Source organism: Leifsonia shinshuensis (assembly GCF_031456835.1).
Taxonomy (GTDB): Bacteria; Actinomycetota; Actinomycetes; order Actinomycetales; family Microbacteriaceae; genus Leifsonia; species Leifsonia shinshuensis_C.
Genome location: NZ_JAVDVK010000001.1, coordinates 289,241 through 309,759 on the forward strand (window position 1 = coordinate 289,241; position 20,519 = coordinate 309,759).

General features: G+C 71.9%; 24 protein-coding genes. 14 read left to right on the forward strand and 10 right to left on the reverse strand.

Annotation, left to right across the window (positions count from 1 at the left end):
* The first annotated feature begins 46 nt into the window (after positions 1-46).
* From J2W45_RS01515 to J2W45_RS01535, 5 genes are all read left to right on the forward strand, one after another.
* Positions 47-1,513, forward strand: a complete 1,467-nt coding sequence (locus tag J2W45_RS01515) for an NCS2 family permease (RefSeq protein ID WP_396427104.1) — start codon at positions 47-49, stop codon at positions 1,511-1,513.
* A 94-nt stretch (positions 1,514-1,607) separates the two neighbouring features.
* Entirely contained in the window at positions 1,608-1,901 is a 294-nt protein-coding gene (locus tag J2W45_RS01520; protein WP_310128426.1) for a hypothetical protein, read from the forward strand.
* A 24-nt stretch (positions 1,902-1,925) separates the two neighbouring features.
* Complete coding sequence (trmB, locus tag J2W45_RS01525; RefSeq protein WP_310128428.1) at positions 1,926-2,609, forward strand: tRNA (guanosine(46)-N7)-methyltransferase TrmB; 684 nt, start codon at positions 1,926-1,928, stop codon at positions 2,607-2,609.
* A 44-nt stretch (positions 2,610-2,653) separates the two neighbouring features.
* Entirely contained in the window at positions 2,654-4,036 is a 1,383-nt protein-coding gene (locus tag J2W45_RS01530; protein WP_310128430.1) for an aldehyde dehydrogenase family protein, read from the forward strand.
* Between the two features lie 168 nt (positions 4,037-4,204).
* Positions 4,205-5,776: an aspartate ammonia-lyase gene (locus J2W45_RS01535; RefSeq protein WP_310134859.1), complete on the forward strand. Its 1,572-nt coding sequence runs from the start codon at positions 4,205-4,207 to the stop codon at positions 5,774-5,776.
* A gap of 37 nt (positions 5,777-5,813) precedes the next feature.
* Here J2W45_RS01535 and J2W45_RS01540 read toward each other — a convergent pair whose 3' ends face one another.
* The 7 genes from J2W45_RS01540 to J2W45_RS01570 form a co-directional block, all read right to left on the reverse strand.
* Entirely contained in the window at positions 5,814-6,026 is a 213-nt protein-coding gene (locus J2W45_RS01540; protein ID WP_310128432.1) for a hypothetical protein, read from the reverse strand.
* Between the two features lie 103 nt (positions 6,027-6,129).
* Positions 6,130-7,053: an alpha/beta fold hydrolase gene (locus tag J2W45_RS01545; protein WP_310128434.1), complete on the reverse strand. Its 924-nt coding sequence runs from the start codon at positions 7,051-7,053 to the stop codon at positions 6,130-6,132.
* A gap of 35 nt (positions 7,054-7,088) precedes the next feature.
* Positions 7,089-7,964, reverse strand: a complete 876-nt coding sequence (locus J2W45_RS01550) for a fumarylacetoacetate hydrolase family protein (protein ID WP_310128436.1) — start codon at positions 7,962-7,964, stop codon at positions 7,089-7,091.
* A 66-nt stretch (positions 7,965-8,030) separates the two neighbouring features.
* Positions 8,031-8,426 (reverse strand): type II toxin-antitoxin system death-on-curing family toxin, encoded by a 396-nt coding sequence (locus tag J2W45_RS01555; protein ID WP_310128438.1) that lies wholly within the window; start codon positions 8,424-8,426, stop codon positions 8,031-8,033.
* Complete coding sequence (locus J2W45_RS01560) at positions 8,423-8,650, reverse strand: hypothetical protein (protein WP_310128440.1); 228 nt, start codon at positions 8,648-8,650, stop codon at positions 8,423-8,425. The genes J2W45_RS01555 and J2W45_RS01560 overlap by 4 nt, the downstream gene beginning before the upstream one ends.
* Before the next feature lie 45 nt (positions 8,651-8,695).
* On the reverse strand, positions 8,696-9,460 hold the full coding sequence (locus J2W45_RS01565; RefSeq protein WP_310128442.1) for a glycosyltransferase family 2 protein: 765 nt from the start codon (positions 9,458-9,460) through the stop codon (positions 8,696-8,698).
* Positions 9,461-9,493: 33 nt separating this feature from the next.
* Positions 9,494-10,966, reverse strand: a complete 1,473-nt coding sequence (locus J2W45_RS01570; protein WP_310134861.1) for a DNA-3-methyladenine glycosylase 2 family protein — start codon at positions 10,964-10,966, stop codon at positions 9,494-9,496.
* A gap of 206 nt (positions 10,967-11,172) precedes the next feature.
* On the opposite strand from J2W45_RS01570, the gene J2W45_RS01575 reads away from it, so the two are divergent.
* Entirely contained in the window at positions 11,173-12,567 is a 1,395-nt protein-coding gene (locus tag J2W45_RS01575; protein ID WP_310128444.1) for an FAD-binding oxidoreductase, read from the forward strand.
* 180 nt (positions 12,568-12,747) lie between these two features.
* Positions 12,748-13,122, forward strand: a complete 375-nt coding sequence (locus J2W45_RS01580; RefSeq protein WP_310128446.1) for an FKBP-type peptidyl-prolyl cis-trans isomerase — start codon at positions 12,748-12,750, stop codon at positions 13,120-13,122.
* A gap of 85 nt (positions 13,123-13,207) precedes the next feature.
* Here the strand turns inward: J2W45_RS01580 and J2W45_RS01585 are convergent, their stop codons facing one another.
* Positions 13,208-13,648 carry a carboxymuconolactone decarboxylase family protein gene (locus J2W45_RS01585; RefSeq protein WP_310128447.1) on the reverse strand — a complete coding sequence of 147 codons (441 nt, stop codon included), beginning with the start codon at positions 13,646-13,648 and terminating at the stop codon, positions 13,208-13,210.
* Positions 13,649-13,730: 82 nt separating this feature from the next.
* On the opposite strand from J2W45_RS01585, the gene pdxR reads away from it, so the two are divergent.
* The 5 genes from pdxR (at position 13,731) to J2W45_RS01610 (ending at position 17,796) form a co-directional block, all read left to right on the forward strand.
* Positions 13,731-15,182, forward strand: coding sequence for a MocR-like pyridoxine biosynthesis transcription factor PdxR (gene pdxR, locus J2W45_RS01590; RefSeq protein ID WP_310128449.1), 1,452 nt, complete (start codon positions 13,731-13,733; stop codon positions 15,180-15,182).
* A 7-nt stretch (positions 15,183-15,189) separates the two neighbouring features.
* A complete protein-coding gene (locus tag J2W45_RS01595) occupies positions 15,190-15,816 on the forward strand; it encodes a TetR family transcriptional regulator (protein ID WP_310128450.1) in 627 nt (208 codons plus the stop codon).
* 65 nt (positions 15,817-15,881) lie between these two features.
* Entirely contained in the window at positions 15,882-16,649 is a 768-nt protein-coding gene (locus tag J2W45_RS01600; RefSeq protein WP_310128452.1) for a VOC family protein, read from the forward strand.
* Positions 16,650-16,794: 145 nt separating this feature from the next.
* Positions 16,795-17,064, forward strand: coding sequence for a 30S ribosomal protein S15 (gene rpsO, locus J2W45_RS01605; RefSeq protein WP_018190446.1), 270 nt, complete (start codon positions 16,795-16,797; stop codon positions 17,062-17,064).
* A 201-nt stretch (positions 17,065-17,265) separates the two neighbouring features.
* Positions 17,266-17,796, forward strand: a complete 531-nt coding sequence (locus J2W45_RS01610; protein ID WP_310128454.1) for a DUF1269 domain-containing protein — start codon at positions 17,266-17,268, stop codon at positions 17,794-17,796.
* Between the two features lie 22 nt (positions 17,797-17,818).
* On the opposite strand, the gene J2W45_RS01615 is transcribed toward J2W45_RS01610, so the two are convergent.
* Together J2W45_RS01615 and J2W45_RS01620 are read right to left on the reverse strand one after the other, a co-directional pair.
* The gene (locus J2W45_RS01615) at positions 17,819-17,986 is read right to left on the reverse strand and encodes a hypothetical protein (protein ID WP_310128456.1); all 168 of its coding nucleotides are present in this window, start codon (positions 17,984-17,986) and stop codon (positions 17,819-17,821) included.
* 45 nt (positions 17,987-18,031) lie between these two features.
* Entirely contained in the window at positions 18,032-19,237 is a 1,206-nt protein-coding gene (locus J2W45_RS01620) for a low temperature requirement protein A (RefSeq protein ID WP_310128458.1), read from the reverse strand.
* A gap of 18 nt (positions 19,238-19,255) precedes the next feature.
* On the opposite strand from J2W45_RS01620, the gene J2W45_RS01625 reads away from it, so the two are divergent.
* Positions 19,256-19,669 (forward strand): VanZ family protein, encoded by a 414-nt coding sequence (locus J2W45_RS01625; RefSeq protein ID WP_310128460.1) that lies wholly within the window; start codon positions 19,256-19,258, stop codon positions 19,667-19,669.
* A 34-nt stretch (positions 19,670-19,703) separates the two neighbouring features.
* Complete coding sequence (locus J2W45_RS01630) at positions 19,704-20,462, forward strand: fructosamine kinase family protein (protein WP_310134863.1); 759 nt, start codon at positions 19,704-19,706, stop codon at positions 20,460-20,462.
* Positions 20,463-20,519: the final 57 nt, after the last annotated feature.

A 20,519-nucleotide genomic window follows, 5' to 3' on the forward strand; every position in this document is an offset into this window, starting at 1 on the left:
GCACTACCCGACGAACCTGAGTCCTCGCCGGGTCACCGCCCACAAGATCCTACGGGAGTCGACCATTTCCGCTTCGACCAGCGCGCCCACGTCCGCCCCTGGGCGCATCGACCGCTTCTTCGAGATCAGTGCCCGCGGCACCACCTGGGGCACCGAGGTGCGCGGCGGCGTCCTGACCTTCGTCACCATGGCGTACATCGTCATCCTGAACCCCCTGATCCTGGGCGGGACGAAGGATGTCGTCGGCCACACGCTCGGCACCACCCAGGTGGCCGCCGTCACGGCGCTCAGTGCCGGCGTGATGACCCTGCTCTTCGGCCTGATCGCCCGGCTCCCGTTCGCGTTCGCCGCGGGTCTCGGCATCAACTCGTTCCTCGCCGTCAACGTGGTCAAGATCCTGACCTGGCAGGAGGCGATGGGCCTCGTCGTCATCAACGGCATCATCATCGTCCTGCTGTCGGCCACCGGATTGCGGAAGCTCATCTTCAACGCTGTGCCCGCCCAGCTGAAGACGGCGATCACCGTCGGCATCGGCCTCTTCATCGCGTTCATCGGCTTCGTGGACAGCGGATTCGTCCGCACCACGACGCTGTCGTCGCCGCCCGTCCAGCTCGGCGAGGCGGGCTCCATCGCGACCCTCCCGACCATCACGTTCCTGATCGCGCTGGTCATCATGGGCGTGCTCATGGCCCGCAAGGTGAAGGGCGCCCTGCTGATCGGCATCGTCGCGGCGACCGTCGTGGCGATCATCGGCGAGGCGATCTGGCACGTCGGACCGTCGTTCGGCAAGAACCCCGCCGGCTGGAACCTCACCGTGCCGCAGCTGCCGACCTCCCTCGTCTCGCTGCCCGACCTCAGCCTGGTCGGCCAGGTCGACCTGTTCGGCGCGTTCGGCCGGATCGGCGCGCTGGCCGCGATCATGCTGATCTTCACGCTGGTCTTCACCAACTTCTTCGACGCCATGGGCTCCATGACGGGTCTGGCGCGCAGCGCCGGGCTGGCCAACGAGGACGGCACGTTCCCGCGCCTCCAGTCCGCGCTGATCGTGGAGGGCGTCGGCGCGATCGTCGGCGGCGGAACCTCCGCGTCGTCCAATACGGTCTTCGTCGAGTCGGCCTCCGGCATCGGCGAGGGCGCGAAGACCGGCTTCGCCAGCGTCGTCACCGGCGTGCTGTTCCTCCTCGCGATGTTCTTCACGCCGCTCACCCAGGTGGTGCCGCTCGAGGTCGCCGCCGCGGCGCTGGTGGTCGTCGGTGCGCTCATGGTGGTGCAGATCCGGCACATCGACTTCTCGGAGTTCTCGGTCACGCTGCCGGTGTTCCTCACCATCATCGTCATGCCGCTCACCTACTCGATCGCGAACGGCATCGGCGTCGGCTTCATCAGCTGGGTGCTCATCCGCTCGCTCGCGGGCAAGGCCAAGGAGATCAGCCCGCTGCTGTGGATCGTGGCCGCCGGCTTCCTGATCTACTTCGCCCGCGGGCCCATCGAGGGACTGCTCGGCCAGGTCTGACAGCCGTCCGACGAGACCCTGAGGGGCTTCCCTCAGGGTCTAGTCGGGGGTTATCCGGATACCGGCGCCGGGCCGCCGCCGCTTGACTGGATCCATGACCACCACCACCAGTACCCCCTACCAGACCGTCGCTCCCGTCCGGACGCTCAGCATCACCAGCTTCGTGCTCGGTGCCGCCTCGATCGTCTTCGGCTGGACGCTCATCGCCCCCATCGCCGGCCTCGTCGTCGGCGTCCTCGCCCTGGGCCGCGAGCCCGAGGGTTGCACCTGGGCGATCTGGGGCATCGTGCTCAACGCCGTGATGCTCGCCGGCGTCCTGCTCGTCGCCCTCCTCGCCCTCATCGGCATCGGGATCGGCTTCGCCGCCCTGCCGCTCGCCTGGCTCTGAGCTTTCGTCCGCGACAATGGGGGGATGGAACCATCCCCCCTCGTCCGGCCGCGCAGCTTCGTCGTCCGGGGACGCAAGACCGAAGCCCAGCAGCGGGCGATCGACGAGCTGTGGCCCGCCTTCGGGCTGGAGTTCGACGGGTCGCCGCTCGACCTCGACGCCGCCTTCGGACGGACCGCCCCGCGGGTCGTCGAGATCGGCTTCGGCAACGGCGAGAACCTGCTCACGCTGGCTGAGCGGCACCCCGAGCGCGACTTCCTCGGGATCGAGGTGCACGGCGCGGGCATCGGGCGCGTGCTCGGTGCGATGCGCGACCGCGGGCTGACGAACATCCGCATCATCCGGCACGACGCCGTCGAGGTGTTCAACGGCGGGATCGCCCCGGCGTCCATCGACGAGATCCTGATCTTCTTCCCCGACCCGTGGCCGAAGGCGCGCCACCACCGCCGCCGGCTCGTGCAGCCGGAGGTCGCCCGCCTGCTGGTGCACGCCCTCCACCCGGAGGGCGTGCTGCGCCTCGCGACCGACTGGGAGCCGTACGCCGAGCACATGGTCGAGGTGCTCGACGCCGAGCCCGGGCTCGCCAACCTGGCCGGGGAGGAGCACTTCGTCCCGCGCCCCGACGACCGCCCGGTCACCAAGTTCGAGCGCCGCGGCGAACGGCTCGGGCACGCCATCTTCGATCTGGCCTACCGTCCCGCCCGCTGACGGTCGAGCGGGCTGACGGCGGAGCGACTGCCTAGGATGAGCGCATGACGCATGCGCGCACGGTCGCCGATCTCCGCTCATCCTTCGACCGAGGGGTCACCAAGCCGCTCGCGTGGCGTCTCGGGCAGCTCCGCGCACTCCGCCGGATGCTCACGGAGCGCTCCGCGGTGTTCGAGGACGCCTTGCTCTCCGACCTCGCGAAGAACCCGACCGAGTCGCAGATCGCCGAGCTCGGCTTCGTCGTCGGCGAGATCGACCACACCCTGAAACGCCTCCGCCGCTGGCTGCGGCCGCAACGCGTGGCCGTGCCGGGTGCGCTCATGCCCGCGCGCGCATCCACCATCCTGGAGCCGGTCGGCGTGGTGCTGATCATCGCCCCGTGGAACTACCCGGTCCAGCTGCTGCTCGCTCCGCTGGTCGGCGCCCTCGCCGCGGGCAACGCCGTGGTGCTGAAGCCCAGCGAGCTCGCACCGGCGACCTCCGCGGCGATGGCCCGGCTCATCCCCGAGTACCTCGACCGGCGGGCGGTCGCCGTGGTCGAGGGCGGCGTGGACGAGACCACCGACTTGCTCGCGCAGCGCTTCGACCACATCTTCTACACGGGCAACGGCCGCGTCGGCCGGATCGTCGCGGCCGCGGCGGTCGAGAACCTCACGCCGGTCACGCTCGAGCTCGGCGGGAAGTCGCCGGTCTACGTCGACGGCACGGTCGACATCGCCGCAGCGGCCCGCCGCATCGCCTGGGGCAAGTTCATGAACGCGGGCCAGACCTGCGTCGCGCCGGACTACGTGCTGGTCGACCGGGCGATCGCGCCGCGGCTGGCGGATGCCCTCCGGGATGCGGTGCGCGAGCTGTACGGCGACGCCCCCGCGCAGAGCCCCGACTACGGCCGCATCGTCAACGACCGCCAGTTCGAGCGGCTCACCGGGATGCTGGGCTCGGGCACGGCCGCGGTCGGCGGCGACCACGACGCCGCCACCCGGTATCTCGCGCCGACGGTCCTCACCGGCGTGGCGCCGGACTCGCCGGTGATGGCGGAGGAGATCTTCGGGCCGATCCTGCCCATCCTGCCGGTGGACGGTCTCGACGAGGCCATCCGCATCATCCGCGCGGGCGACAAGCCGCTCGCGCTGTACGCGTTCACCTCCGACGCCCGCGCGCGCCGCCGCATCCTCACCGAGACGAGCTCCGGCGCGGTCGGGTTCGGCGTCCCGGCCGCGCACCTCGCGGTGGCCGGGCTGCCCTTCGGCGGGGTGGGGGAGAGCGGTGCGGGCGCGTACCACGGGGAGCGCTCGCTGCGCACGTTCAGTCACGAGAAGGCGGTGCTCAGCAAGTCGCTCGCGCCCGACACCCTGGCGCTGATCTACCCGCCGTACACCGAGGGCAAGGACCGCTTCGCGCGGGGCCTTCTGCGCAAGCTCGGCTGATCGACACGCTGTCGAAAGCCGCCGAAAGTGAGCGACAGGACGTCCAGTGGGGTGCCAGCGCCCGGGGGTAGGCTCGGCCATGCCGGAGGCCACGAACGTCCGGCTGAAGACAGACATGCCACCGCACAACGAGAGGCAACGGTGCCAACCGTGAACCCGACAGCAACCATGGACGACTCGAAGACCTCACCCATTCCGGTGATCACCGACGCGGTCGTCGCCGACCCCCTGGTGGACGCGTCCGAGAACGTGTCCGACGTCCCCGCGCAGGCCCCCGACGGCCGCCCCACCCGCACCGAGAGCGACTCCCTCGGCAGCCGCGAGATCCCCGTCGACGCGTACTGGGGCATCCACACCTCGCGGGCACTCGAGAACTTCCCGATCGCCAAGCGCCCCATCTCCGTCTACCCGGACCTCGTCGTCGCCCTCGCCAGCGTCAAGCAGGCCGCCGCGCGCGCCAACCTCGAGATCGGCGTGCTCGAGCCGCACAAGGCCGAGCTGATCGACCGCGCCTGCCAGCTCATCATCGACGGCCGGTACCACGACCAGTTCGTGGTCGGCGTCATGCAGGGCGGCGCCGGCACCTCGACGAATATGAACGCCAACGAGGTCATCGCCAACATCGGGCTCGAGCTCGACGGCCACCCGAAGGGCGACTACGCCCACTTGCACCCGATCGACGACGTCAACCGCAGCCAGAGCACGAACGACACGTACCCGACCGCGATCAAGATCGGCCTCACCTTCGCCCTCGCCCACCTCCTCGACGAGCTGGCGCTGCTGCGCGACTCGTTCGCGAACAAGGCGGCGGAGTTCCGCAACATCCTGAAGGTCGGCCGCACGCAGCTGCAGGACGCCGTCCCGATGACGCTCGGCCAGGAGTTCCACGGTTTCGCCACGACCCTCACCGAGGACCACGCGCGGCTCACCGAGACCAAGTGGCTGCTCGCCGAGATCAACCTCGGAGCGACGGCGATCGGCACCGGCATCACCGCGGATCCCGGCTACGCCGCCGCGGCCGTCCGCCACCTCAACGTCATCACCGGGCTGAACCTGGAGACCGCTCCCGACCTCATCGAGTCGACCAGCGACGCCGGCGCGTTCATGTCGTTCTCCGGCTCGCTCAAGCGCAGCGCGATCAAGCTCTCCAAGATCTGCAACGACCTCCGCCTGCTCTCGTCGGGCCCCCAGGCCGGGCTCGGCGAGATCAACCTCCCGCCGCGCCAGGCGGGCTCCAGCATCATGCCCGGCAAGGTGAACCCGGTGATCCCGGAGGTCGTCAACCAGGTCGCGTTCTCGGTCGCCGGCGCGGATGTGACGGTCACCATGGCGGCCGAGGGCGGCCAGCTCCAGCTGAACGCCTTCGAGCCGGTCATCGCGCACTCGCTGCTGCAGAGCATCACCTGGATGGCGCAGGCGTTCCGCACCCTGCGGATCAACTGCGTCGACGGCATCACCGCCAACGAGGAGCGCCTCGGCGCCATGGTCGGATCGTCGGTGGGCGTCATCACGGCGCTCACCCCGCACATCGGCTACGCGGCGGCGGCCGCGCTCGCGAAGTCGGCCCTGCTGACCGGGCGCAACGTCGCCGACCTGGTGGTCGAGGCCAAGCTGATGAGCCGCGACGAGGTGACCCGCCTGCTGTCGCCCGCGCGCCTCAGCGGTCTCGAGGTCATCACCACGGCCATCCCCGTCATCGAGGCGGACGCGATCGCCGAGGCGCGCGAAGAGACGGAGTGACCTCCGCGGCCCCGCGGTCGACGCGGGGCCACGGATCTCACTGGAACGGCGCCCAGTCCTCCAGGTCGTACTCCAGCTCGATCCCGGAGTAGAGGCGGACCCGCCAGACGCGCCCGTCGCACCCGACGAACTGCCCCCGTACCGTCTCCGCGCACCAGTCTCCGTCGCCGGACCGGCGCCAGCGAACCATCCCCACATGCTCCCGCAAGCGCGGGGCGTGCGGTGGGTGGATGACATCGTCCTCGGACATCCCCAGCCTCCTCACCCGTGACTGCGCGACCATGTTCGGGCGGCGCAGATCGACGCGTCTACCCCTCAATCGGGGGACACTCTGGCGTGTGGATGCGGCGCGCTCAGCGGGAGGACGGCGCGTCGCCGCCCTCGGCTTCCCGGAACAGGGCGATCATGTCGCGCCCGAGCTGGTGCGGAGCCGTCTCGCACGGACTGTGCCCTGTGCGGTACACCGCGAGCCGCCCGCCCAGCGCCTTCGCGTTCGCCGCGTGCAGGTGGGTCGGCCAGAGGTCGTGGTCGCCGGTCGCGACGAGCACCGGGATGCCGCTGGCCGCCACCCGCGCGCGCACATCCGGGACGCGCTTCATCAGCCCCACGATGTCGTCGACGCTGGAACGGCGGGTGAAGGCGAACCGCGACCGCACGAAGGCGAGCCGGATGTCCGAGACGCGGTTCTTGTTCGTGGTGATGCCCCAGATCATGAGGAACGCGCCCTGCCGGGCGGTGGTCAGCCAGCTGAGCCACCCGATGACCCGGACGCCGCGGAACGCCTGGCCGGGCTCCGGCGGCGCGGTGAGCAGGGTCAGCGACCGGAACAGCTCGGGATGCCGCACCAGCGCCAGCTGGGAGAGGATGCCGGCGAACGAGTAGCCGAGCACGTGGGCGGGTCCGCCGTCGCGCAGGAAGGCGACGACGTCGCCCACCAGCAGCTCGTAGGTGTACCGCTCGCCGGGCGGGGGACCGGCGTCGGCCGACTCGTACTGGCCGGCGAGGTCGAAGCTCTGCACGTAGTACCCCGCCGCGACGAGGATCGGCGCGAGAAGGTAGAAGTCCTCCTTCGAGCCCGTGACGCCCGGGATGAGCACGACCCGCGGGTCGCCCGGGTCACCGAGCGACGCGACGGCGAGCTCCCCGCTCGGGGCGCGGAACCGCGTGAACACGGTTCCGACGGGCGCGACGGACCAGTCGATGTCGGGCAGGGCGGCGTCGAGGCGTGCAGCCTCGTCGTCGCCGCCCGTCACAGGTCGCCGCTCACCGATCGACATGGGGCTACGCTAGCCCACCGCGGCGGCGGCGCGGCTCACGTGACGCGGCAGTACGTGGTGAGGTAGCCGATCCCGCCGATGGACACCGTGACGGTGGAACGGTCGCGCAGGAACACCGGTGGATTCCGGGAGTATCCGGCGCCGCCGGGGCTGCCCGTCGAGATGAGGGTGCCCGGCGGGATGGTCGCCGAGCGCGACAGGAACTCGATCAGTTCGGGGACGGACCGGACCATGTCGGCGGTGGACGCATCCTGCAGGATCGCGCCGTCGACGTTGGTCGTGAGCCAGAGGTCCTGCGGGTCGGGGATCTCGTCGGCCGTGACGACGACGGGTCCGGTCGGGGTGAACCCGTCGAACGACTTGCACCGCGACCACTGGGCCTCGGAGAACTGCAGGTCGCGCGCCGTGATGTCGTTGACCACCGTGTAGCCCCAGACGTAGTCCAGCGCATCCTGCACCGCGACGTCGCGGGCGGGCTTGCCGATGATGACACCGAGCTCCGCCTCGTAGTCCACCTGCGTCGACAGGTCGGCGGGCCAGGCCGTGGTTCCGCCGTGGCCGGCGAGGGAGTTGGGCCACAGGTTGAAGACGGTCGCGGCCTTCTCGCTGCGGAGCTTCAGCTCGGAGGCGTGCGCGGCGTAGTTCGCGCCGATGGCGATCACGTGCGGCGGCCGGAGGACGGCGGACGCGTGGCGCAGTTCATGAGCGGTGGGCAGCTCGCCCGCCTCCAACTCCGCCTCGGCGACGAGGGCGCGCACCTCGGCGAGTCCCTCATCCCCGCGCTCGATCAGCTCCTGCAGGTCCCGCGGCGGCTCCGCCATCACCTCGTCCAGGAAGAGCGCTCCGTCTCCGATGACGGCGGCCAGGCGGGGCTTCTGATCTGCGGCGGTGCTGAGGTGCGAGAATCTCACCGATACAGGCTATCGGGATGCGCGTGCGCGGCCGAACCGAGCGCATCCCTAGCGCGGCGCGCTGGATCACCCGCCGGCGGGCACGAACCAGTCCGCAAGCCGCGCCGCGATATCGCCGACATCCTCGATGTCGCCAGCGGCCACGGAGATCAGGAAGTCGAACATCGCATCCTCGTCATAGCGCTCGACGTGACCATTGAGCGCGAAGAAGAGTGCGCACAACATCCAGCCCGTGCGCTTGTTGCCGTCCAGGAGAGGGTGATTGCGCAGCACCGAATGGAGCAGAGCGGCGCCCTTCGTGTGGAGGTCCGGGTAGGCATCTCGGCCGAACAGCGTCGCAGCCGGGCGTTCGAGGGCTGACTCCAGCAGCGCGGTGTCTCTCACATACCGCAGCGGATCGCGCCCGTGGATGGCCGAGATGACGACGAGGGCATCATCGACCGCGAGGTACCGGACCTTCACGCGTCACGAAGACGGTCGAGCAGTCCCGCGTTCTGGCGCATCAGTCGGTCGACGATCTCCTGCGTGGTGTGGTCATGCGCGGCGATGTACGCGTCGACGGCATCGAGCACCGTCGCCGTGAAGTTGGTGTGGGTGTCGGCGGCGATCTCGGAGAGCGCGGCGATCTGGTCGTCGCGGAACGCGATGAGCTTCTTGCTCCGCCCGGGCGTCATGGTGTCAGGCACGTTGACCCTCCAATATATACAGATCCGGTCACAGTATATACGACGTCACGCGACGGCGCCCGGCGCCTCCTGTTCGCCCTCTCGCCGCAGACGGCGGCGCGTCGTGCGGCGGCGCCACGGGGACTGGTCCGGCAGGTGCATGCTCAGCGTCGTGTAGGCCCAGCGGAGCCTGCGGCCGAGGCCGCCCCAGGTGGCGAAGGGGCGGGCGGAGATGCCGACCGTCAGCCGCTCGTCGAAGCGCACCACCGTCGCGAGGTCGAGATGGAACGATAGGTCGAGGTCGTCGTGGATGTCGGAGCGGTCGCGGTGCACGCGGGAGCGGACGTCCTGCCACACCTCGCGCCGCATGGCGAAGTTGGAGCCGAAGATGGGCGCGTTGCCGAGCCACAGCTCCATCGACCAGAAGTAGCCGCCGATGTAGAGCAGCTGGCCGAGCCCGGCGACGAGGGGGTTGCCGTCGTAGAAGACGCCCCGGCCGGTGAGCACACCGACCTCCGGGGCGTCGATCAGCTCCGCCTCGATGTGCAGCAGCCAGTCCTCCGGCGGTCGCGAGTCGGCGTCGAGCCGCGCGATGATGTCCCCGGTGGCGGCGTCGTACCCAGCCGACGCGGCGGGCCAGATGCCGCGGACGGGCTGCTCGATCACGCGCGCTCCCGCTGCGCGGGCGACGGCGGCCGTGTCGTCCGTGCTGCCGTTGTCGACCACCACGATCTCGTCGGCGGGCCGGAGCTGCACGGCCAGCGCCGCGAGGCAGCGGGCGAGCATCCCGGCGTCGTCGAGGACGGGGATCACGACGGAGACGGTGGGCACAGCCAGATCCTACGCGCGGTGGAGCTCAGGGGCTCACGCGCGCCACAGGTGCATCCCCGCGTAGCTCCGCCACGGCGCCCACCGCGCGCCGTACGCCTCGAGCGCCCGCGGCTCCGACGGCAGGCCCAGCCGCTCCGCGCCCTGTCGCAGTGCCAGGTCGCCGGTGAGGAGGACGTCGGGGCTGCCGAGGACCCGAAGGGCGATGTAGCCGGCTGTCCAGGGTCCGACGCCGGGCAGGGCGAGTAGGCGCGCCTCCAAGTCCTCCCGGGATTCCCCGACGTCGATGCGGAGGCTGCCGTCCGCCAGCTTCTCGGCCGCGCCGACGATCGCGTCGATCCTCCGCGCCGGTCCGCGCAGCACCTCCCGGCCGCCCTCGGCGATGGCGCTCGGCGTCGGGAACAGCCGCGTGAACCCGCTGCCCGCTCCGAGCGCCGGAGCACCGGGGAGCGTCAGCGCCACCGGTTCGCCCAGCGCCTCGGTCAGCCGGGTCAGGGCCGTCCGTGCGGCGGCGACCGACACCTGCTGCCCGATGAGCGCGCGGAACACGATCTCCTCCGCATCCACGGCTCCCGGCAGCCGCAGCCCGGGCGTCGCCGCGACGCTGGGCGCGAGGGCGGGGTCGGAGGCGAGCGCGGCGTCGATGGCCGCGGCGTCCGCGTCCAGGTCGAGCAGGCGGCGCACGCGGGCGACGAGCGGCGCCAGGTCGGCCACATCGGCCAGGGCTGCGTCGCACTGCACCGCAGGCGCCTCCGGGCTGCCCGTCGGGGTGAGCCGGACGACCGCGGGGCCGTGCGGCAGCCGCAGTGCCCGGGCGTAGCCGGGGGCGTCGTCCCCGCCGGTCGCCGCCTCCACCCCGTCTATGGCCCGGGCCGTCAAGAACGCGATCAGCGACGCGCCGTCGAACGGCGGCCGGGCGGGCAGGCGCAGGCTGATCGAGACCGCCCCCTGCCCGGGATGCGGCGCGACGGCGGTCCCGCGGCGGGCGGAGGCCCGCAGCGCGCCGGGCGTGAGGCGGTACACCTCCGCGATCGTCTCGTTGAACTGGCGCACACTGCGGAAGCCCGCGGCGAAGGCGACGTCGGTGATCGGGAGGTCCGACCCGGTCAGCAGGAGGCGCGCGGTCTGCGCGCGGTGCGCGCGGGCGAGGGCGAGCGGCCCGGCGCCCAGCTCCGCCGTCAGCACCCGCGTGAGGTGCCGCGTCGTGTACCCGAGCCGGCGGGCGAGCCCGGGCACTCCCTCCCGTTCGACGGTCCCGTCGGCGATGAGCCGCATGGCCCGGGCGGCGAGGTCGTCGCGGATGTTCCACTCGGGGGACCCCGGCACCGCGTCCGGAAGGCACCGCTTGCATGCCCGCAGTCCGGCCTCGTGCGCGGCGGCCGCCGTCAGGTAGAACGACACGTTCCCCGGCTTCGGCGTGACCGCCGGGCAGCTCGGGCGGCAGTAGATGCCGGTGGTGTGCACGCCGGTGACGAACTGCCCGTCGAAGCGCGCATCCCGAGCACTCATCGCCCGGTACCGCTCGGCGAAGACCGGGTCGCCGAGCGGGTCGGCCGACCGTGCGCGCGGGGCCGCCACGCGTCGCGGCGCGGGATGCGAGGCGGGCTTCTCGATGGTGCTCATGCGTCCAGCCTGACACCCGCCGCCGACACCCGATAGCGGAAATCGGACATCACCGCGGAACGCCCTCGCCCCCCGATCGGTAGCCTGGACGCATGGACGTCCTCGACTGGCTCTCGGCGGCGCTCGGCGAGGAGGCCATCGCCGAGGGCGTGCTCAGCACCGACCCCGCGCTGCTGGATGCGGCGCGCACCGACCGCTCCGGCTGGATCGCGACCGGCTCACCGCTCGCGATCGTCTCCGCCCGCACGGTGGAGCACGTGCAGGCCGCGCTGCGGGCGGCGAGCGAGTTCCGCATCCCCGTCGTGCCGCGGGGAGCCGGGACCGGGCTCGCCGGGGGAGCGAACGGCACCGAGGGCTCCCTCGTGCTCGACGTGTCCGGCATGAACCGCATCCTCGAGATCTCGGCGGAGGACCAGCTCGCGGTGGTGGAGCCGGGCGTCGTCAACAGCGATCTGAACGCCGCCCTGGAGCCCTACGGGCTGTTCTTCGCGCCCGACCCGGCCAGCAAAGCGATCTCGACGGTCGGCGGCAACATCGCCACCAACGCCGGCGGCCTGCTCTGCGCGAAGTACGGGGTGACGCGGGAGGCGGTGCTCGGCCTCACCGTCGTGCTGGCCGACGGCCGCGTGGTCCGCACCGGTCACCGCACGGTCAAGGGCGTGACCGGCTACGACCTGACGGCGCTGTTCGTCGGCTCCGAGGGCACCCTCGGGGTGATCGTCGGCGCCACGGTGCGCGCGCAGCCCATCCCGCCCGGCGAGCCGGTGACGCTCGGCGCGCTCTTCCCCGACGTCCGCGCCGCCGCGGAGGCGTCGGCGCGTATTACCGCCGCTCGCCTGCGCCCCGCGGTGATGGAGCTCCTGGACGCCCCCGCGCTCGAGCGGATCTCCGCCTACCTCGGCCGGGAGCGCATCGAGGAGGCGTTCGGCGCGAGCGCGGGCGCGTCGTACCTGCTGGTCCAGTTCGACGGGCCCACCGCGGCGGCGGACGCCGGGGCGGCCGGCACCGTCCTCACCGAGACGGGCGGCACGGTCCGGGTCGCGGCGGACGCCGAGGAGGGCGAGCGGCTGCTCGCGCTGCGCCGCGCGTTCCACCCGGCGCTGGCCTCGAGCGGCGAGGTGCTGATCGAGGATGTGGCGGTCCCGCGATCCCGGATGCCCGAGATGTTCGCCGCGATCGAGCGGATCTCCGCGCGCTACGGCATCCCCATCCCGACCGTCGCGCACGCCGGCGACGGCAACCTGCATCCGAACTTCGTCTACACCGGTGACGAGGTGCCGCAGGCGGTGTGGGATGCGGCCAACGATCTGTTCCGCACGGCCATCGAACTGGGCGGCACGCTGACCGGGGAGCACGGCGTCGGCGTCCTGAAGCGCCGCTGGCTCGCCGACGAGCTCGGCCCTGACTCGTACGAGCTGCAGGTGAAGCTGAAGTCGGTGTTCGACCCGCTCGGCATCCTCAACCCGGGCAAGGTCTTCGGGGCCTGACGGATTCGGGGCTTAACAGACTCGACCCCCGGTGGTGCGGCGATGCCTGCAGCGCTCCCGGGGGGTCGAGTTATGGCCTTAAGGATGCTCCGCCCGGGCCGCCAGCGCAACCCCCGATCGTCGTGCGCGCTCAGCGAACGGGCTTTGACGCGGCCCCCGCACACCGGTTGGATGGAGCGCATGGCAGAGAACACCAACCAGAAGCCCGAAGTCGACGCCCCCGAGGGCCCGGCTCCGGAGACGCTCGAGATCGTCGACATCGTCGAGGGCACCGGCCCGGAGGCCACCCCCGGCTCCAGGGTCGACGTGCACTACCTCGGCGTCGAGTACGAGACCGGCGAGGAGTTCGACTCGTCGTGGAGCCGCGGTCAGTCGATCAACTTCCCGCTGAACAACCTCATCAAGGGCTGGCAGGACGGCATCCCGGGCATGAAGGTCGGTGGACGCCGCAAGCTCACCGTCCCGCCCGCGCTGGCCTACGGCCCGGCCGGCGGCGGTCACCCGCTCTCCGGCAAGACCCTGATCTTCGTGATCGACCTGCTCGGCGTCAGCTGAGCCTCCCCTCGAACCGCGAAGCGCTCCCTCGGCACCGCCGGGGGAGCGCTTCGTCGTCTGCGGCGGCGTTCTCACCGCTGGGCCGTCACAGGCTCGACGGCTGCATGCGGGTGGGGATGGCGATCCGGTTCCAGATGTTGATGGTCGCGATGGCGAGCAGCAGGTTCGCCAGGCCCGTCTCCCCGAACTCGGCCAGGGCGCGTGCGTAGAGCTCGTCGCTCACGCTGTCCTCGTGGATGAGCGTGACGGCCTCGGTCAGCTCCAGCGCGATGCGCTCGCGCTCGGTGAACCACGGCGACTCGCGCCAGGCGGACACGGCGAACACCTTGCGCAGGGGCACGCCGCGGCCCTGCAGGTCGACCGAGTGCATGTCGACGCAGTAGGTGCAGCCGTTGACCTGGGAGGCGCGCAGCTTGACGAGGTCGCCGAGCGGCTCCTCGACCGCGCCTCCGACGTAGCCGTCGAGGTTGATGACCTTGCGGTAGCCCTCGGGAGCGAGGGACGGGATCTGGATGCGTTCTGTCATGGCTTCGACGCTACGGTCGCGAATGGCGCGACGTAAGATCCAATCGGACAGCATCCGATCAGACCAATCCGGAGGAGTCGCCGTGGACCTTCACGTCGCCATCGAGGGACGCGGTGACCGCGCCGAGCGGATCTACCGCCAGCTCCGCGACGCCGTGCTCGACGGGCGGCTGCGCCGGGGCGAGCGCCTCCCGGCGACCCGGGAGCTGGCGGCGAGCCTCCGGGTCTCGCGCGCGACGGTCTCCACCGCGTACGAGCGGCTCACCGCCGAGGGCTACCTGGATGCGCGGGTCGGTGCCGGCACGTTCGTCGCCTACACGCCGGCCGAGCGTCCGGCCCAGCCCAGCGGCCGTCGGCGGGGAGCCGTCCGTCCGGCGCCCGCCTGGCGCGCCGTCGACGACCCGCTGTGGACCGAACCCCGGCCGGTGGCGTACGACTTCCGCATCGGCTCGCCGGATCCCGCCCTGTTCCCCGTGGACGCGTGGCGGAGCGCGATGACCGCCGAGCTGCGCGGTCCCGCGGTGCGGACGGCGTCGTACGACGACCCCGCGGGCGTCGAGCGCCTGCGCGTGGGCATCGCCCGCCACCTCGGTGTCGCCCGCTCGGTGGAGGCCGGACCGGGCGATGTCGTGGTCACCAACGGCGCCCAGCAGGCGTTCGACCTGCTGGCGCGGGTGCTGCTGCGTCCCGGCGACACGGTCGCGGTCGAGGACCCGGGCTACCCGCCGGTCCGGCAGGTGTTCGAGATGGCGGGCGCGCGGGTGGTGCCCGTGCCGGTCGACGAGGACGGCCTCCGGGTCGACCTGCTGCCTCCGGCACGGCTGGTCTACGTGACGCCGTCGCACCAGTTCCCGCTGGGCGGCATCCTGCCGCTGGAGCGCCGCGTCGCCCTGCTGGAGTGGGCTGTCCGGAACGATGCCGTGGTCATCGAGGACGACTACGACAGCGAGTACCGCTTCGGCGCGCGGCCCCTCGACCCGTTGCAGCGGCTGGATGCGGAGGGCCGCGTCGTCTACGTCGGCACGTTCTCCAAGACCATGCTCCCGGCGCTCCGCCTCGGCTTCGTCGTCGCGCCGCCCGCCGTGCTCGCCGCCCTCCGGCACGCCAAGCGGCTCGCCGACTGGCACAGCGACACGGTGACGCAGCGGGCGATGGCCCGGCTGCTGGACTCCGGCGCCTTCGCGCGCCATGTGCGCGCGGCGACCCGCGTCTACGAGGAGCGCCACACGCTGCTGCGCCGGGCGGCGGAGCGGCTCGACCCCGGTCTCGTCCCCGTGCCGTCGGCGGCGGGGCTGCATCTCGCGCTGCTGCAGCGGGGGGCGGAGGCGCCGTTCGACGTCCTCCGGGTCGCCGAGCGCGCGGCGGTCGCGGGCGTCGCCGTTCAGCCGGTGTCCCGGTTCCGGACCGGCGCGGGACCCGACGGCCTGCTTCTCGGCTTCGGCAGCATCCCGGCCGCTCAGATCCCGGACGGGCTGCGCACCCTGTCGGAGGCGATCGCGCGCGAGGAGGCCGGCGGCGGCCGCGCGGTGGAATGATCGGAGGATGACAGCGCCCGACGCCGACGTGCCCCACCTGACCGGGCCCGACGCCACCGCGCCCAAGCGCCGGGGTCGCCCGGCGGACGTGGACCCCGAGCGCGTCGCCCTGCTCGCCTTGCGGCACTTCGCCGAGCGCGGCTATGAGGAGACGACGATGGACGACATCGCCGCCCTCGCGGGGATCGGCCGGAGGACGCTGTTCCGCTACTTCCCGAGCAAACCCGCGCTCGTCTGGGGCGGCATCGAGCCGGTGGTCGGCCGGATGCACGAGGTGCTGGACGCGCCGTCGGACGGACGACCCGTCGCCGCCGTCCTGGCGGAGGCCGTCACGGCCGCCTTCACCCTGCCGCCGGAGGCGGAGGAGGCGACCCGCCGCCGGCTGACGCTGATGGGCACGCATCCCGCACTCGTCGGGTTCGGCGTCACGGCGATGGGAGCCGACCGCGACCTGCTGATCGGGTTCCTCTCGTCCCGGCTCGGTGCGGATGCGCAGGCGCTCCGGGTGCAGGTGCTCGCCGACGCGCTCAGCGCCGCCATCTTCTCCGCCCTGGTGTGGTGGGCGAGCCACGACGACGGTCCGCCGGCGCCGACCGTCGTCGCCGCTCTGGCGGACCTGCTGCGCGGACTCTGACCCCCCATCGGCGCGCCCTGCGTCGGCCTCTCGCCGCGGGAGGTGCGGGCGAGTAGCGTGTGGCCATGCCGATCGAAGACGCGTTCCCGCACGGGACTCCCATCTGGGTCGACCTCCAGAGCCCGGACCACGCCGCCGCCGCCCACTACTACCGGGAGCTGTTCGGCTGGGAGGTCGGGGCGTTCCTGCCGGAGACCGGGAACTTCGCCCTCGCTCAGAGCCGGGGCGTCGCGGTGGCCGCGATCGGCCCGCTGCCCGGCCCCGACGCTCCCGCCGCCTGGACCGCGTACTTCTCCGTCGACGACCTGCAGGCGGCCGCGGACGCCGCGCTCGCCGCGGGCGGCTCGGTGCTGCTGGAGCCCGGCGAGGCGGTTCCGGGCGTATGGCTCGCCATCGTGGCGGATCCGGCCGGTGCCGTGTTCGGCCTCTGGCAGCGGATGGAGCGCAACGCGCCCTGGCTGCGCGATGAGCCGGGTGCGGTCGACTGGCTCGAGCTGGTGGCATCCGACCCGGAGTCGACCTTCGCCTTCTACGAGTCCGTGCTCGGCTTCGCGGTCAGCGAGATGCGCGTCGGCGAGCAGCCGTACGGGCTGTTCGACGTGGGGGAGACGAGCGTGGCCGGCGCGTACACCTCGGACGGGACCGAGCCCGCCCACTGGCTGGTCTACTTCAACGTCGCCGACCTGGACGCCGCCGTGGTGCGTGCCACCGAGCTCGGCGGCACGCTGCGGACAGAACCGCTGTCCGCGCCCGGCGTCGGCCGCTGGGCCGAGATCGTCGACCCGCACGGCGCCGTCTTCGCCCTGCTCGAACCGGAGCCCGAACCCCTCTGAGCGCGCGCTCTGCCGCCGTCCGCGCGGACGGTTGTGGGTGGTGGTTCTGGTAGACTCTTCCAGTTGCCGTCGAACGGCCGCGGATCAAGAGAGCCCAGGCATACGGCCCCGGGCACCGCGCAACGAGCAGAAAGGGGATCCCTCTATGGCGCTGGATGCAGACACCAAGAAGGCGATCATCGAAGAGTACGCTACCCACCCCGGTGACACCGGATCCCCCGAGGTCCAGGTCGCGATCCTGACCAAGCGGATCAAGGATCTCACTGAGCACCTCAAGGAGCACAAGCACGACCACCACTCGCGTCGTGGCCTGCTTCTGCTGGTCGGTCAGCGTCGCCGTCTGCTGGGTTACCTGTCGGACATCGACATCAACCGTTACCGCTCGCTCATCGAGCGACTCGGGCTGCGTCGATAAAAGGCGTGCGTCGATAACTTCGAGCGACACCGCGAACTTCTTCGGAACGGGCCGTCACCTTCGGGTGGCGGCCCGTTCTGTGTGTCCGGGGTTCGCTGACGACCACGCGATGTGCTGTATACCGCCGGACCCTCCACGTGGGCGACCACGTCCGCGTGAGGACCGCCGCCCGGGCGGACCACCGAGAGGGAAGGCAGCACCATGGCAGCGGAGAGGAATCTCGTCCTGGTGGTCGGCGCGTACACCGACTCCACGTTGGCGGAGAGCGACTACGCCGCACTCAAGGCCGGAGAGGACCTGGGCGACTACAAAGTGGACGGCGCGGTCGTAATGAGCCGCGACGCCGACGGCAAGGTCTCGGTGACGGAGCACGACACGGGCAAGGTCGGTCGCGGTGCGGGCATCGGGGCGGGCGCCGGCATCGTCGTCGGGCTGTTCGCGCCTCCGCTGCTGCTCGCCACGGCGCTCGGCGCGGGGATCGGAGCCGGCATCGGGGCGCTCCAGAAGCGGCACGACGAGAAGAAGCTCGGCGTCGACCTCGACGAGTACCTGCCGCCGGGATCTTCCGCAGTCGTCGCCGTCGTGGACGACACGTGGGCCGACAAGGTCGAGGAGGCACTGGTCAAGGCGGACAAGCGCATCGCCAAGGCCATCGACGAGGACGACTACAAGAAGCTTCAGGAGGCGATCGCCAAGTCGGAGGAGGAGGTGTCGAAAGCCGCGCACTCGTAGACGCCCGACCCACCCTTCGGGGTCAGCGGTGCTCGGGGTCCGTCCCCGGCCGCACCTCCGCGTCGTCGCGCAGGTCGATCCGCCGCCGCCCGTCCTCGCCCTCGGTGACCTCGATCCGGGGATCGGCGTCGCTCGCGTCGGCGCGCGGGGCGGTGGTCAGCTGATCGGCGCGGTCGTCCTGTCGGCTCATCCCTCGACTCTCCCGCGCCTCCGGCGCGAGAACAAGGGGCGCAGTTCAGGAGGCGGCCGCCTCGGACCCTTCGCCGGCACGGCGCAGCTCCACCGCCCGGTCGATCAGCGTGGCGGCCACGAGCGCCGCCGCGACCAGGGCGATCCCGATGGTGACGCCGACCAGGCCGATCACGGGGGAGGCGAGCGGCAGCAGCAGGATGAGCGCGATCGAGATCGCGGTCTTCAGGGGCCGGATGACGACCTCCGGCACCAGCGGCGCGTGCAGCACGTAGAGCATGAACAGGAAGACCGCCACGGGCGCCGCGATCATGTACTCCACCGTCGTGTTCGCCGCGGCTTCGTGCGCGGCGCCCTCCTGCACCGCCACCTCCAGCCCCGCGCCCAGTGCGGCCAGCGACGCGAACACGAAGTAGTGCCCGTACCCCCAGTAGAACGAGCGGCCGCGCCGCGAGCGGAGACCCTCGGCGGCGGGCTCGAGGAAGTACAGCCACCACAGGGCGAACAGCAGCACCAGGCCCGCGACGGCGATCCACACCAGCGCGGCCGAGAACCCGGACCGGGCGAGCGCGCTCTGCACGCCCACCGCCGAGGCCGACACCGATTCGCCCAGCACGATGATCGTGAACAGGCCGTAGCGCTCCGCGATGTGGTGCGGATGCCAGCTCGTCATCCCGGTGCGCTCCGCCCACAGCGGCACCAGCAGTTCCAGCACCGCCCCGACGACGAACAGGTACACGGCGACGTGGGGCGGCAGGAAGCCCCACGCCACCCACAACAGCTGGACGGCGGAGACGCCGATCGCGTAGCGCAGCGCCGTCGTGCGTCCGGCCGGGTACTCCGCGGCGGCGCGCAGCCATTGGGCGACCAGCGCGAACCGCATGATCAGGTAGCCGACGATGATCGCCGTGAAGCTCTCCCCGGCGAAGGCGGCCGGCACCCCGGCGGCCAGCACCAGCACACCGCCCATCTGCACGAGGGTCATCACGCGGTAGAGCACGTCGTCGGTGTCGTACGCCGAGGCGAACCAGGTGAAGTTCATCCACGCCCACCAGATCGCGAAGAACACCTGCAGGTACAGCGGGAGCTTCGCCAGCAGCTCGCCGCTCTCGCCCGCATGGGCGAGCTGGCCGGCCACCTGGGCGATGGCCACGACGAACGTGAGGTCGAACAGGAGCTCCAGGGGGCTGGAGACCCGGTGCCGTTCGTCGGTGGAGCGTCCGGTCATCGGGATGCGGAACGCACTGGTCATGTGCGCCAGCATAGGAGGATGCGCCGCCCTGCCGTGCTCCCCGTCCTGACCGTCGTCTATCTGGCGGCGGTCGCGTGGATCACGCTCAACCCGGCGCCCGGGAACCCTGAAGGGAATCCGCTGCTGCGCGCCCTGCTGCGCGCGGTCTCCGGCCTGCCGGGATTCGGCTGGGTGACCGGGAGCGTCGCCGAGTTCACCGCCAACATCCTGCTGTTCGTGCCGATGGGCGTGCTGTTCACGCTGCTCCTCGGCGCCTGGCGGTGGTGGCTCGCCCTGGCGATCGGTGCGACCGCCACCCTCCTGATCGAGTTCGTCCAGCTCTTCCTGCCGGCGCGGGTCAGCGACCCGCGCGACCTGCTCGCCAACACGCTGGGCACCGCGATCGGCGTCGCGCTCTGCGCGCTGGCGGCTCGCCGGCGACGATCGACGTAGGGTGCCGGCGTCGTAGGGTGTCGGCGTGGAGACCCTGATCAAGGAGCGGACGGATGCGCCGGCGCTGTTCTTCGAGGCGGAGGCGGCGGGGCTGCGCTGGCTCGCCGAGCCGGAGGCGGATGGGGGAGCTCGCGTCGTCCGCGTCGCGGACGTGCGGCCCGGCCGCATCGAGCTGGAGCGCATCCGGGAGAGCCGGTCCACGGCGGATGCCGCACGGGCGTTCGGCGCGGCGCTCGCCGTGACCCATGCGGCGGGAGCCGACGCCTTCGGCGCACCGCCGGCCGGCTGGGACGGCCCGCTCTTCATCGGCCGGCGTCCACTCCCCGTTGCGCGGGAGACGACCTGGGGGCGGTTCTACGTCCGCGACCGGGTCCTGCCCTACCTCGACATCGCGGTGGAGGCGGGAACGGTGACGTCGGCGCAGCTGCCGGTGATCCGCGAGGCGCTCGACCGCGTCGCGGCCGGCGACTTCGACGACGACGAACCGCCGGCGCGCATCCACGGCGACCTGTGGACCGGCAACGTGCTGTGGGATGCGCGGGGCGCGATCCTGATCGACCCGGCCGCCCACGGCGGCCACCGGGAGACCGACCTCGCGATGCTCGACCTCTTCGGCGCACCGTTCCTCGACGAGATCCTGGCGGGCTACGACGCGACGCGACCGCTGCGCGCCGGCTGGCGGGAGCGCATCCCCGTGCACCAGCTGCACCCGCTGGCAGTGCACGCCGCCGGGCACGGTCCGTCCTATGGACGGGCGCTGGCGGACGCGGCGCGCGCGACGCTGACGCTCTGACCTCCGCACCCCCTTCCCTCCGGGCTTCGGACGCGGGACGATTGCGGTATCGCAAGC